The following is a 12,519-nucleotide window of genomic DNA, read 5'->3' as shown; positions in this document are numbered from 1 at the left end:
TCATTCGCCCATGGCACCCGAATTTCACCAATTCAAACTGCGGCTTCCGGTCGATCTCATGCGGAAGGTCGAAGAGGAAGCTGAGCGCTCCGGCCGTTCGTTGTCGGCAGAGATTGTTTTTCGACTCACCGAGGCGTACTCAGCCGGCGAGGCTGCGGACGGCGGTCTCGCGCAGGACATTGCGGTCAACTTGGTGGCTTATCGGAAAGCTGTTGAGCGCAACGCGCGCCAAGTCCAAGAGAACATGGAGAAGGTGCAAAAGAGCATGCAAGAACTGGAAACGCTTAAGGCGTTGCTCGAATTGCGCTTGGCTGAAACCACTCAAGAACTGGACGTGAAGAAGGCTAAGTAGTGGCTGCCTACGTCAAGCTCACTAGGTCGGCACAGCGCGCGCTGAAGCCCGGCCAGTCGATCAGCGAACACGGGATCACCTACACGCGCACCGCGAACGGCGATGGGCGATGGTCTGTCAACGTGATGGTGGCCAGGCGCCGGCATCACCAGGTGGTGGGCTTGGAGTCGGAGGGGTACACCCGTACGCAGGCGGAGGACGTGGTGGCCGCGCTCAAGGCCGCCAAGCGCAGCGCGTCCCACGGGGTACAGGGGAGCAAGGGCAACGCCTCGCAGACGGTCGCGCAGGCGGCTGACGACTACCTGGACTATCTCCGCCGGCATGACGGAAAGGACATCGACACCAAGGAGCGGCGGTTCCGCGATCACATCAAGCCCCACCTCGGGCGCCGGCCGGTGGCCAGGCTGACCGATGATGACTGGCTCGCCTACGTGGCCACGCGGAAGGGCGAGGGCGCCAGCCCGGGCACGATCAACCGTGAGCGCTCTGCGCTGCTGCACATGCTCAACACGATGCGGCGCCGGAAGATCCTCAACGCTGCGCCGCTGCTGGCCCGCCAGCGCGAGCCGCAGGGAAAGTTGGTGTATCTGACGCCGGAAGAGTCGCAGCGGCTGCTGCTGGCCGCGCAGGAGGACGTGTCGCCATTGGCACATCGGTTCGTGATGGTGACGCTCTACACCGGCCTGCGGCACAGCGCAGCGCTCAACCTGCGCGCTGGCGACGTGGATGTGCAGCGCAGGATTCTGTGGATCGGCAAGGACAAGGCCGGTCGGCGCGAGCAGCCCATGCCGCAAGTGCTGGCGCAGTACCTTGGCAAGGTCATCAAAGGAATGGAGGCTGAGGCTTACCTATTCCCATCGCAGCGCGCGGGCAGTGGCCGGGCCTACCAGATGAACGCCGTATTCGGTCGGTGCGTGCAGCGCGCGGGCATCGCCAAGCATGTGACCCCGCACACGATGCGGCACACCGCCGCGACCAACGCTGCGCATGCTGGGCTCGATGCGGCCACCATCCAAGCAATGGGCGGCTGGAAGACAAGAGCTATGGCCGAAAGGTACACTCACGCGGCTTCGATGCAGGACGCTATGGCGGCCCTACAGAAACAGCTTTCCGGCGACGCGATTACACCGAAATTACAACGGCGACCGCGCAAAACCGCCTGAAACCCTTACAGGGCCTATAGCTCAACGGTTAGAGCAGGGGACTCATAATCCCTTGGTTCCAGGTTCGAATCCTGGTGGGCCCACCAATTCACGATTCAATGGCTTCCGAATCAGTCCAAAATTGACCGGGAATTGTTTGATAGCAAGGGTTTGGAGTCTCTCTGTGTATCGGCCCTTCCCGTTGCATCCAGCAGAAAAGTGAGTCAGCTTGTGAGTCGCGAAGCAGGTCCGTTTCGCCTGACTCCCACTGATCTGACTCACATGCTTACAGACACCAAAATTCGCGCTCTAAAGCCCCGTTCTACCGCATACCGAGTTGCAGACACCAACGGGCTGGTGATTGAAGTGCGTCCTGCCGGCAGCAAAGCTTGGCGATACAGATACCGCTTCCTAGGCAAGGCGAGCATCGTCACTCTGGATGAATACCCCACGATGAGCCTGCAGGCAGCGCGCTTGGAGCGCGACCGACTGCGGGCGATGCTTCGCGGTGGCGCCAATCCGGCGCAAGTAGCGAAGGCGGAGAAGGCGGCTCATGGCGAGCGAGTGAGCACCACCTTTGTCGCAATTGGACTGGAGTTTCTTGCCAAGCGAGCCAAGGAGGGTCTTGTTCCTGGCTCAGTGGCTCGTGAGCGACGGTTGCTTGAGAAGGACCTGGCTTCTATCGCCGAGCTGCCCATAACCGATATCACGGCTCCGATCCTGCTGGCTGCTCTTCGTAAGCTTGAGCAAAGGGGTGTTGTCGAGACGGCACACCGTGCAAGAGCCCATGCGGGTCGGATCTTTCGCTATGCCATCGCCACGGGCCGTGCTGAGCGAAATCCAGCACAAGACCTGGCTGGTGCGCTAGAGCAGCCACGAACCAAGCATTTCGCCAGTCTGACCGAGCCATCTGAAATCGCTACGCTGCTTCGCGCGCTGTGGGGCTACGAAGGCTCGCCAGTTACAAGAGCAGCGCTAAAGCTGGCGCCAATGCTGTTCGTTCGTCCAGGTGAGCTTAGGGCGGCCAGGTGGGTGGACATCGACCTCGGGGCGGCAGAGTGGCGCTACGTGGCCAGCAAGACGAATACACCGCACATCGTGCCTCTCTCAACCCAGGCTGTGAGCGTGCTGCGGGACCTCGAGCCGCTTCGCAGGGGGAGCGAGTTCGTCTTCCCGGGAGTTCGCAGCCCGCTGAAGCCGATGAGCGAGAACACCATCAATGCGGCCCTGCGTTACTTGGGCTTTGACTCTAAAACCATTGTAGGGCACGGCTTCCGGGCAATGGCCAGAACGGTGCTAGATGAGGTGCTGGGCTTCCGACCAGACTACATCGAGCACCAGCTTGCGCATGCAGTCAGAGATCCGCTGGGGCGTGCTTACAATCGCGCCACCCACCTGCCGGAGCGCAGGAAGATGATGCAGGCCTGGGCTGACTACCTTGACGGCCTTCGCGCAGGGGAGGTTCGGGGGCGAGGGAACACACCACGATAAGTAATGGTGGAGTTCGGTCACTGGACTCGTCTGCTGGTCTCGATTCGCCCGATCTTCTTCGCACCAGGCTCTGTGTCCCCACACCTGCCCCCAAATCGGTAGTGGGAGGAAAATTGGCCGAGGCCCGGCATTCCTACCTACTTGCTGCGATGGACCGGCCGTCGTTGACCAGATGGAGCGATAGAAGTGGCTAGAATGCCTGCATAATGAGGGGGGATTCATGAGCCTGTTGAGCAAGATCTGGAAGGATCCGGTTTGGAGCGGCGTGATAGGCGGGGGAATAGTCGCCGCCATCGGGGCTGTTGCCACGACGGTGCAAGGGGGCTGGACCACCCTCGGCGGATACCTGATAAGAGCCTGGCATTGGCTTGGTGAATCATCGAGCTCTCCAAACTGGCTATTGCTCGTTCTCTGGCTTTCGCTTCTGGTTGTTGTCGTAGCGCTGCTTGCAGTTGGTGTTGCTCATCTTCGTCAAAATCAGAGTGGCGTGAGCGCCTGGAGCTATACACACGACACCTTTCTGGGCGTCGATTGGCAGTGGCGATTCGGAAAGGACTCCGGGAAGGTTTATGCCATTGTGGCTCTCTGTCCCGTATGCAGGTGCCAACTGGCGCCGAGATACACCTACGGTGCGGGCATTCAGCTGCACTGTGAGTTTTGTGCTCGAAGTGTTGCAAGCTTCAATGAAGATTTCGACGATGTATGCAAACGAGTTGAGCTTCTGGTCCATCGGAAGCTGCGTACAGGAGATTGGAAGGCGGTCGAATCCTCAGTAGCCGGCGGCGCATCTCGATGATCGAGCCAAGCGCCGCCTGACGAGGATCCCCAATTAGTGGCGATGCTTCTAAGGAGAGTCTGGTCATCTGATGCATCACTTGTGCCGGAAATACCAGTTCGGGACTTCGCCCCAACGTCTGGGATGGGGGAGGGCAACGATTCCGATCTAATCTGTTGACGATCTCACGCCAAGCAGGTGTACACGTCGGAACTTGTAGCAGATCTAGGGACGAGAGACGGCTGATCTGCCGTCTCCCGTGCTTGATGCAGACGAACTATTAGTTTGATGGTTCCTCAACAGGCTCAACGCGTTCGACAGCTGCCTTCTTGAACGAGCTCATAGTTGCGTTTCGAATGTCACCTTCAAGCTGCAGTTCCGCACACCGAAGCTCTTTTGCATCAGCTCGCGGCTTGAAGGAGAACTCAGGAACTCGGCCATACTGATCGTGTTCAACCCACTTCGCTGGCCTTACCTCGAATACCGGGTTCCAGTTCTCAATGCTCTCTGCTTCAGAAGTGCGGCGATAGTTCCCCGCCATCGCATAGATGCGCGGACCGCGGGGCATGCGATACTTCTCAGAGATGAGCTCGACAGCGTGTGATTCATGGCACATTGCCATATGCAGATGATGCATCGCTCCGGGGAGCCATTTCACTCCGCGCTCAAGCAGGTCAGCAATTTCCTCCAGCCCGTGAGTTGCGTCGTTTCTGAGGCGATTGAATCCCTTCCATTCAGATATCCTCTGGGGATCTGCAGAGCTAAGCGCCTCTCCATCAAGAATGAAAGCGCGCACGCCTACCAATGCGGTCTTGTTGAAGGTGTAGGTATGCTTGCATGCAGAGCACTCTCCGGTCACCTCCTCACTGCCTGGCTTAAGCCCGAAGCGCGGCGCAAGGACCGTTTCTAGTGTTTCCAAGCCTGTGTATGCGCTCTGGAAGGCCGTTAGTGCGTCAGCTTCGCCGATCGCCCGTCCATACAGTCTCGCCGCACGACGCAATCGATGACCCTTCTCAAGTCCATCCCAATGAGCGACGAGCTTGCTTGCCTGTCCGAGAGACTTCTTCGAGACCTTCTTCTGCCAATGGTTCGCCGAGAGATCAAGGAACTGCAAAAAATCGCGTGTCCCATCTTCCTCAAGTCGCTCAGCATACCGCAACTGAATCGGCTGGAAATCTACGCCATCCACCAGAGATAGTGCGCAGAGAACGTCTTCCAGAAGCTCAATGCCAACATTGGCCGCTTCCATGAGATCGATGTTCGGGAATCCGAACTCGATGCTAAGGAGTGCGCCACCGTGGTTCAGCTGATCCCCAGCGTCTGAGTGCTCAGGTCGAATAAGAACCGCACATTCAACTCCCTGCGCGGTGAGCTTGAAGGCGGCTGGATCCTCAAGCTCAACCGATCGTCGCTGCCACGCTAGTACTCGAAAGACCACTTCTTCATCCTGAAGTTGTACGGCAATACTCATTTCTTGAATTCCTTGAATTGATCATCTGAAGCTTATGCGGGGGAACATAGAAAATTCTCATGAATCACCGCTATGTGATATCTGATAGTGGTGCGATGCAGGGCCGGGGTGATCACTCTGGTGTCCTGTGGTGCTGGCTGCGACCGAAGGACTTAGGCGATAGCGGCCGATCCTGCCTGAATCTTGAGGCACAAAATGTCGTATTTGGCCAAAATAGATTTCTAACGTAACCATTTGCAGAATGACTCTTTTTGTAGGAATTGTTCGAAAATCTGAAATTCATGGAGGGCCAGAGTCCATTCCGAACAATGACTTGTGAGGAATCTGGCACTCAATTGAAGGAAACGAAAGGTCCATGGCATGGGACATTTCATTTCTCGTTGACGTGAAATCTCCAGAGTGGCGCCCTCAGAAGCTCTTGCATCACGCAGAAGCAGGGGTGCACGCCAGTGCACAGCCGTTCCACAGGGATTGTTCTCATGTCGTCGTACGAACGCATCGTCAAGGAGGTCGCCACTGACCTCCAGCTGGGTCATCGATCACGCTGGGTAGCCGAAGTCATCGCAAGCTGGATCAGCAGCCATCCGTTGGGGTTGGATGGTCTGGAGCAACAGTTCGAGCAGGTCGGGCTATTTGAGCGATTCCGCTCTTGGCAAGATCCTCGGCGCCAGACGCTGCCTATCATTGCAAGCGAGCTTGAACTGGCATTGGGGTCGCATGCGATTGGGACGATGGCACGCCGAAGCGGGATGGGAGCGGGCGAGTTCCGTGTGGTGGCTTGCGACCTCTTTCCCGCTCTCATCGCTGTGATTTCGCTGCCCATCGAGCGCATCCGTCTTGATCGTCGAACGGCTCGGCATTTCCTTCGCCTTCATCGATCTCGCGTGGCCGGCGGCTTGCCGTCTGCGTCGATGCACGGAATGGCGCTGCGGGCTGCTATTGGGTTGCTCTGGGTGCTGTCCGTAGTGAGTGTCAGCTCCTGGCTTCACCTCAGAATGCACACTCCCCTGTGGGTAGCCCAGGAGATTGTGCCTGATCGAGACCCTCGCCTCTCTCTAGTTCAGCGCGGAGATCAGATCGCTGTGCACGGTAGCCTGCCGACAGAGGCCGCTCGACGTCGCATCTGGAGCTCTTTGGTCTCGCTCTATGGCGGACGCAACGTTCACTGTCACATTGTGTTGGATCCAGGCGTGCGCGAAGCGCGTTGGCTGCCTGCCTTGATCAAGTTGCTGCCGAAACTGCGGAAGAATGGCTTGGTGCTTGGCTTTGAGGGAACGAGGCTGCGGATCGACTCTTCCGCCCTGAGTGAGTCAGAACGGTTCTCGGTATCTCAAGTTCTTCGCCAGAACTTCAGTTCCTTGTCCATCATGGATGGCCTTTGGGGGCCAGGTCTGTCGGCGCTGTCGGCTTTGCCAAAGGATGCACCGCTTTCGGATCGCATCGCTGCTATGAATTTGACGACGCTTAGGTTCAGGCCTGGGACCAGTGAACTCACGCAAGATTCTGGACAAACGGTGGCGGCGGTTGCGGACGCGCTACGGTCCGTCTCTCGTGATACTCGTGTACAGGTCGGCGCGCATACCGATAGCAGTGTCGGCCCGGCGGAGAGTCTGGGACTTAGCCAGCAACGTGCGGAGCAGGTGGTGCTTGCGCTGCAGCGTCAAGGTGTTCCGCGAACTCTGCTCGTGGCAAAGGGACACGGGCAGGATCAGCTGGTGGCTGACAATCGCAGCGAAGTGGGGCGGGCGCCGAATCAGAGGATTGCCTATCGCTGATGGATGGATCGTTGTAGCAAGGTGTTCGCTCCTCAGGTCGCAGGTTCTCTGCAAGAAGGCTGCTCATATGGGGCGACGGCCTGAGGTGCTTACCAATTCGAGTAGAAGCCTGGGCCAGCTCTGAATGCGGACAACCTTGGAGCGCCTCTGGCATGGCGCCGACTCATCAGCAACGAGTGCTGATGAGTCGATAGTGCATCGCGCCAGGCAGAGCGCGATCAAGATAAGCTTACGGAGACGCCATCCATTTGACCGAACGCAAAGGTTGCTTCCACGTCGAGATCTTCAAAAATGGCTGTAAGGCGTTTTATAGAAGAGGGAGCGCCAGAGCCTTTAGCGACAAGCTTCGCTGCGCCAAACTCGAGCTTGTCAATCCTAATTCCTGGAGTCCCCAGTAGATATTTCTCTACAGTGGATGCTACAGGAGAGCCAGGATTGAAACGGACACTCAACTCAAAATTCCGGAAGGAATGGCCGCTGGGAGTCTGTAGCTTTAGTGATTCAATCGCCCGCTGGGAGCTACTTGATTCGATGCGTGCTGAAAGCTCATCAAACCTCTTTTCAAAGTACTCAATCGTACTCACCTCCGTGGTTGGAAGAGAGGTTGCCTTTATATCTCCGTAGTGCTTGAGGAAGGGAGAGTAGCCGGCATTACGTGCTGCTGCTGCCGTTGATTTCAGCTTGCTCGTAAGGAGTGCTTGAAAGTCAAGGATCTCCCAGTAGGAAAGAGATCTTGGATACGTAAGATGTTCGATGCTGCCGGTGTCAAAGGGGTATGGCGTCATCTCGTCTTTGACGATCACAACTGGCTTGTCGAACGCCAGCCTGAGGCCTAGTTCGAACATGACGTTCGCATTGCGGCAACTTATGTCGCAGACAATGATTTCGTCGTTGTAGATGTTCTGGACGATCGTCTTCTGAATGATGGCAACGGCATCAGAGTCGCTTACGATTCTGGGCTTGTAGCCAGCACCGGAAATTGCTTCATCGAGAATTCTACCAACTCGCTTCCAGTGCGCGGGTTCGCATCCATCAATGGTCGAGATCGGCATGATGATGCCGCAATGGGGCACCGATTCTCCGCCAGGCACAGGATCCTGTCCCTGCTCACCTGTGCTGTTGCCGTTCATTGTGTTGGCCGACGACTTCTGCCGTGTCGTTGGGTTGCCCATTTCAAACCTATCCCCTGATTTCAATTGGTATGAGTAACGCGGTCACTGAGTTGCATAGCGTAGCATCTCGGTCAGCGGGGTCGATCCTTTCGGTTTGCTGGTCACCGAGCTGGCTGGATCTGGCCTTGATACGAGAGGCTCCGCCGCTCGATTCTCTGTGTAAGGGGATGGACGCGATTGCGTTGCTCTGGAATGCTCTTGACATTGCATTCCTATGAAGTTATTCGAGGGCGGCATGCCCGGAGGTGCGCTTTGCTGACGTGATTTTTATTAGATGTCTGACAGTTCAAGTCAATCTAGGCGATCCGTCCATCGCCTGGTCTGGAGAGTCCATGGAGGAAGCATCAATGAGGTTTGATTCGACACTGTACGACCCGCGCTATCCCGATGACTGTCCGGACACGTTTGCCGCGTGCTTGAACGCGCGCGGACTGTATGAAAGTCAGCGGTTTGCCCTGCGGCTAAGTCCTGTAGTTCATGGGCTTGTCGAAAGCTTGCTTGCAAAGTCCGAAGCTGGACGAGCGGACTACACTGGCGATGAACTGCAGGCGTACTCGACATTCGTGCATGAGACAGTCCACTGGTGGCAGCACAAGGGATCCACCAGCGGGTTCATTCGAAGCATCCTCTATCCGGTTCAGACTCATTCAAATCTGAACGGCCTCAAAAGTGTATTGAGGAACTTCGGAGCAAAGAAGTGTGTCAAGGATCTGGCCGTTAGTGGGGAGTTGGGCTTGCTCTCTCCAGACAAGGCCAAGGCTTGCTTGACTGCCAATCATGTCGTCAATGGATTCATGGACACCGAGTTCTACCTGGCGTTGACCTTTGATCCAAAGAAGGACGTCGAGATATACGAGAACGGCTACTTCCAGGCGGCGGGTCACTCGTTTCTGCTTACCTACGCACAGGTTATCGGTGCGGTGGGGGAATTGGTTGATCCGTCTTGGGAGTTCTTGACCAAGCCTCAGGTGATGGCCAACCACCTAAAGGCGTTGGGCGAGCAGAAGATCAAAGGCTACTACTACGGGACCCCAATTACGCGTGCTCCCGTAGGTCTTTATGAAATTTACGAAGGCCAGGCGCGCTTCATTCAGCTTCAGTTTCTTGCGAGGTCGGAGGGTGGGATGACCATCGACGACGCTAGGAGGGCTGGCATGCTAAAGGGCGTCTATGGAGCCGCATTTGATGTTTTTCTGAAGATGTCAGGCACGGATGAGCCTTTGGCAATCATCGATCCTGTAGTGGCTCTCTTCTTGTTCATCTGTGACGCTGCCATAAATCCCACGACTGGATTTCCGTCGGTGGTTGAAAGCTATGAGTTCTTCTATCTCGATGCAGATCCTGGTATTCGGTTCGCAAAAATGTGCTATGCAGTAACGGAAGATCCGTCGTTGAGAGGGCTTGTGAAGGACTACTCTGCGACTGAGTACAGAGAACTTGCTGATCGACTGAGCGATCTGTCGGAGATGAAGAATCATCTTTCTGAGCTGGAGATCTTCAAGAATCACGTCGATGGCAATGATCAGGCCATGAAGCTTGTGTCTGAGCACGCGGCGTTCAAGTTCGACCCCGACAGTGTGCCTCTGAGACTTCTGACGGGCGAGTTCCTTTCATTCTTGAAAGACCGCTTGGATAGCCCCGAATTTTTCTGTTGGGCGGGATACTGGCTCAACAGGGACGATGGTGGTTCTCCGCGGCGCCTCTGGCTCGCACATCAGTCGCTCTTCTCTGACAGGGCCGACAGTGATGCGTTGTTCCCACGGATGCATCCAGATCGAGAGGAAAGCCAAGTTCACGAGACTTTCAACAACTTCTACATCGGGATGATTCTGTACAGCTTGACTAAGCAGTGGGTGCTGAACAACGGTGAATTTGATCGAGACTTCTTCTGGCTTACGGATCAGAGTGGTGATGCTAGCTTTCAGGATCGAGTGAACGATATATTCCGTGGTCAGTTTGGTGTGAGCCTGGATGAGTTCGAGATCCTTGATCACGAGGCCATATGGAAGCAGGTGGAACAGTTCAGTGGAAGTCTGCCGTAGACGCCGAGCTGCACTGCGACCAGTTGTGGGTGACCTCCACGGAGTTCTGCGCGGCCTGTCGTAATCGGCCGCGCCTCGATGCTGCCAGGCCCGGCTTGTTCGCTTCTGAAGGGAGCCGGTTGTCTGGGAGTCGCATGCGTGCTTCCCTGCCGGCATCCTCGGTATCGCGGACGTCGCCGTGTGAAGATGACTCCTTCACTTCGGACCTTGCGATGGAGTGGTCCGCTTGACGGATAGTTAAGCGGTGGCTGATGTGTTTCGATGCTCCAACTTTCGTCTCTTGAAGATTGGGCATGCTAAAGCTCTCCCGCCTCGTCTGTTCCCTTGCTTTGTTGGTTGCGTCTCTGGTGGTGGAGGCAATTACCTTACCCTCGGCATCTGCGGGGCCGGTTGATCGTTCTCAACTGAACTCTCCCTACGACGGTCATCCATTTGCTGCGTTGGTTGGAGCAGACGTGGAGGCGCGATATCTTCCTGCGGAGCTAAGCTCGGACGACGCCATCCTCAATGCCTACGCTGAAGGGCGCTTGCGTGAGGCTAGGTATCCGAGCATTCAGTTGTCCGGCAATGACGCCTACGTTAGTTTTGAGCTGTTCACTCGAGCGGATCTGGCATTTGCACAGATGACGATGCCGCGATGTGATGTTGGAAATGGCTTCAGGCTCTTGCTGAGGCACGCAGCCCAGGGGCTGCGCTGAAATAGGTGGGGGCAGTCTGAGCTTCGAGCGCCAAGGAGATGGAGCTCTCATTTGCCTAGAGTGCGCCGGGATTGGGCTACCCACCCGCTGGGTTCGTTCGGATTCGGCATCGCGGTGAGAACCGACTGAGTCAGTAGATGGGGGCATAGCTAATGAAGGTTGGCAGGAATGCCGATGGTGCGACTCTAAACCGGAGGGGGGCTGAAGAAGACCGGACCGCACGGCGGGTGCCTCGCAGTGCGAAGGTGAGCGAAGTCGTACTCAATCATCGGCAAAGGGCATTGCTGGCAAGCGCGCTGAAGGATCCAGATCGTGCATACACGGTGGCGAGCTATCAGGCTGCACACACCATCACGTACCCAACCGCATTGGGTGATCTGAATGCACTGGTAGGCGCTGGTCTTCTACTCAAGCAACGGGTGGGGAAGGCAAATGAATTCCTGGTGGCCCCTGATCTGGGTCGGAGGCTCGCTCTTTGATGGCGGCCTGGCCTGGACCAAGGTCGTGGGTGGGGCGTCTGAATCAACAGATGGGCGAACAGTAGGGTCGAATTCTGCCCTTCAAGCAACCTATGACGTTGATCAACCGGAGCTAGGGGCAGATGTCTCTATCCACTATGTGCCAAGTGCGCAGGTCCCCACTTCTAGTCATGGGGGCGGTGCCCAGATAGCGCCGGAACTCTTCGCGCCTGATCGACCTGGAGTGGTGGTTGTCTACGATCAGTAGCTCGAAGTAGCCGTCAACCAGGTCGATGATCGGTCTGCCGTGCGAAATGTAGCTGGCAACGATGACTTCATCGTACGGTGCTGCGAGAAATTCAGTGGTCTTGATGCTTGAGTTGAGGGTGTTCAGAGTGCTCACCTGCAAGTTGCGATCGCAAACGTTCGTGATGAACACACGATGATAAATTGCAACCTGAGTACTGCATGCGCTGAGGGAGAAGCACAGCAAAAACAGCATAAGGGGCCATACCTCGCGGTACGGCCCCTGTAAGGGCTGGGCTGGAGACAAGGCTTGATCAGGAATTGGGTTTGGAGGAGGGAGTGAAGTTCATCCCTACATGGAGCTGAACTTCATCCCGCTGAGGGAGCTGATGAGCTCCCCGTCTGATCAGGCGCAGGCGTTGGCTGCCTACCAGGTCAACCACATTGACCTCGTACTTCATTGGCACCGCAGCTTCCGTCATGCGTCCCAGCGCGCCGATCATTGCGCCGCGACGATGTAGATCTGGCGGAAGGATCATGTTCGGGATATCGACGCGCCCCGGGGAAAACTTCAGAATCAGAATAGGCATGGGGGTACCCCCGGCCACGGGGTGGGCATACAGGGTCAGCTTGAAGTATGAGGAGTTCGTTGCACCCTCAGGCTGAGCGGTCAGGTGAGAGTGGCCCTCAAAGTGAGGTTGAAGAGACTCCATCGCCTCAACGGCCAATTGGATATAGGGCTGTTGATGGACGAACTGCTTCAGCAGCGGAAGGTCGACGCTCATTGGTGATCGGTCCTTGGTTGGGTAACGAGGCCATCAAAATTTGACTCTTCAGCTCACAGCCTGGCAGCTGTAGAGGTCAAACCAACGTACGAATCTCTTCACTTGCTCCACT

The 12,519-nt window shown here is 56.6% G+C and carries 11 protein-coding genes and 1 tRNA gene; 8 read left to right on the top strand and 4 right to left on the bottom strand.

The genetic code is table 11. From position 1 onward, the window contains the following. Window positions 1-10: 10 nt before the first annotated feature. The 5 genes from ACZK4H_RS19120 (at window position 11) to ACZK4H_RS19100 (ending at window position 3,781) form a co-directional block, all read left to right on the top strand. Window positions 11-352, top strand: coding sequence for an Arc family DNA-binding protein (locus ACZK4H_RS19120; RefSeq protein ID WP_099554623.1), 342 nt, complete (start codon window positions 11-13; stop codon window positions 350-352). Further along, window positions 352-1,515 carry a tyrosine-type recombinase/integrase gene (locus ACZK4H_RS19115; RefSeq protein ID WP_099554625.1) on the top strand — a complete coding sequence of 388 codons (1,164 nt, stop codon included), beginning with the start codon at window positions 352-354 and terminating at the stop codon, window positions 1,513-1,515. The genes ACZK4H_RS19120 and ACZK4H_RS19115 overlap by 1 nt, the downstream gene beginning before the upstream one ends. A 10-nt stretch (window positions 1,516-1,525) precedes the next feature. Further along, a tRNA-Ile gene (locus ACZK4H_RS19110) sits at window positions 1,526-1,601 on the top strand. Window positions 1,602-1,776: 175 nt separating this feature from the next. Then, window positions 1,777-2,985, top strand: a complete 1,209-nt coding sequence (locus ACZK4H_RS19105) for a tyrosine-type recombinase/integrase (protein ID WP_183153641.1) — start codon at window positions 1,777-1,779, stop codon at window positions 2,983-2,985. A gap of 220 nt (window positions 2,986-3,205) precedes the next feature. Beyond that, a complete protein-coding gene (locus ACZK4H_RS19100; protein WP_478473025.1) occupies window positions 3,206-3,781 on the top strand; it encodes a hypothetical protein in 576 nt (191 codons plus the stop codon). 259 nt (window positions 3,782-4,040) lie between these two features. On the opposite strand, the gene ACZK4H_RS19095 is transcribed toward ACZK4H_RS19100, so the two are convergent. Further along, a complete protein-coding gene (locus tag ACZK4H_RS19095) occupies window positions 4,041-5,231 on the bottom strand; it encodes a hypothetical protein (RefSeq protein WP_478473024.1) in 1,191 nt (396 codons plus the stop codon). Between the two features lie 479 nt (window positions 5,232-5,710). On the opposite strand from ACZK4H_RS19095, the gene ACZK4H_RS19090 reads away from it, so the two are divergent. After that, window positions 5,711-7,006 carry an OmpA family protein gene (locus ACZK4H_RS19090; protein ID WP_478473023.1) on the top strand — a complete coding sequence of 432 codons (1,296 nt, stop codon included), beginning with the start codon at window positions 5,711-5,713 and terminating at the stop codon, window positions 7,004-7,006. Window positions 7,007-7,224: 218 nt separating this feature from the next. Here the strand turns inward: ACZK4H_RS19090 and ACZK4H_RS19085 are convergent, their stop codons facing one another. Next, window positions 7,225-8,178 (bottom strand): hypothetical protein, encoded by a 954-nt coding sequence (locus ACZK4H_RS19085; protein ID WP_478473021.1) that lies wholly within the window; start codon window positions 8,176-8,178, stop codon window positions 7,225-7,227. Between the two features lie 332 nt (window positions 8,179-8,510). On the opposite strand from ACZK4H_RS19085, the gene ACZK4H_RS19080 reads away from it, so the two are divergent. Both ACZK4H_RS19080 and ACZK4H_RS19075 read left to right on the top strand, forming a co-directional pair. Beyond that, on the top strand, window positions 8,511-10,220 hold the full coding sequence (locus tag ACZK4H_RS19080; protein ID WP_251101624.1) for a hypothetical protein: 1,710 nt from the start codon (window positions 8,511-8,513) through the stop codon (window positions 10,218-10,220). A 293-nt stretch (window positions 10,221-10,513) separates the two neighbouring features. Beyond that, window positions 10,514-10,918 carry a hypothetical protein gene (locus ACZK4H_RS19075; protein ID WP_183153635.1) on the top strand — a complete coding sequence of 135 codons (405 nt, stop codon included), beginning with the start codon at window positions 10,514-10,516 and terminating at the stop codon, window positions 10,916-10,918. A 591-nt stretch (window positions 10,919-11,509) separates the two neighbouring features. On the opposite strand, the gene ACZK4H_RS19070 is transcribed toward ACZK4H_RS19075, so the two are convergent. Together ACZK4H_RS19070 and ACZK4H_RS19065 are read right to left on the bottom strand one after the other, a co-directional pair. Further along, window positions 11,510-11,878, bottom strand: coding sequence for a hypothetical protein (locus tag ACZK4H_RS19070; protein WP_251101623.1), 369 nt, complete (start codon window positions 11,876-11,878; stop codon window positions 11,510-11,512). Window positions 11,879-11,936: 58 nt separating this feature from the next. Continuing rightward, a complete protein-coding gene (locus ACZK4H_RS19065) occupies window positions 11,937-12,407 on the bottom strand; it encodes a hypothetical protein (protein WP_478473018.1) in 471 nt (156 codons plus the stop codon). Window positions 12,408-12,519: the final 112 nt, after the last annotated feature.

The organism is Stenotrophomonas sp. 78350_Sma (assembly GCF_056482105.1).
The sequence above is the reverse complement of the archived record's forward strand: the minus strand, read 5'-3'. Positions and strand labels throughout refer to the sequence as shown.

Excerpts from the sequence above, each read along its gene's own strand:
- ACZK4H_RS19070 (WP_251101623.1), bottom strand. The coding sequence starts at position 11,878 with ATGCTGTTTTTGCTGTGCTTCTCCCTCAGCGCATGCAGTACTCAGGTT.
- ACZK4H_RS19065 (WP_478473018.1), bottom strand. The coding sequence starts at position 12,407 with ATGAGCGTCGACCTTCCGCTGCTGAAGCAGTTCGTCCATCAACAGCCC.
- ACZK4H_RS19080 (WP_251101624.1), top strand. The coding sequence starts at position 8,511 with ATGGAGGAAGCATCAATGAGGTTTGATTCGACACTGTACGACCCGCGC.
- ACZK4H_RS19090 (WP_478473023.1), top strand. The coding sequence starts at position 5,711 with ATGTCGTCGTACGAACGCATCGTCAAGGAGGTCGCCACTGACCTCCAG.
- ACZK4H_RS19075 (WP_183153635.1), top strand. The coding sequence starts at position 10,514 with ATGCTAAAGCTCTCCCGCCTCGTCTGTTCCCTTGCTTTGTTGGTTGCG.
- ACZK4H_RS19105 (WP_183153641.1), top strand. The coding sequence starts at position 1,777 with ATGCTTACAGACACCAAAATTCGCGCTCTAAAGCCCCGTTCTACCGCA.
- ACZK4H_RS19095 (WP_478473024.1), bottom strand. The coding sequence starts at position 5,231 with ATGAGTATTGCCGTACAACTTCAGGATGAAGAAGTGGTCTTTCGAGTA.
- ACZK4H_RS19100 (WP_478473025.1), top strand. The coding sequence starts at position 3,206 with ATGAGCCTGTTGAGCAAGATCTGGAAGGATCCGGTTTGGAGCGGCGTG.
- ACZK4H_RS19085 (WP_478473021.1), bottom strand. The coding sequence starts at position 8,178 with ATGGGCAACCCAACGACACGGCAGAAGTCGTCGGCCAACACAATGAAC.
- ACZK4H_RS19120 (WP_099554623.1), top strand. The coding sequence starts at position 11 with ATGGCACCCGAATTTCACCAATTCAAACTGCGGCTTCCGGTCGATCTC.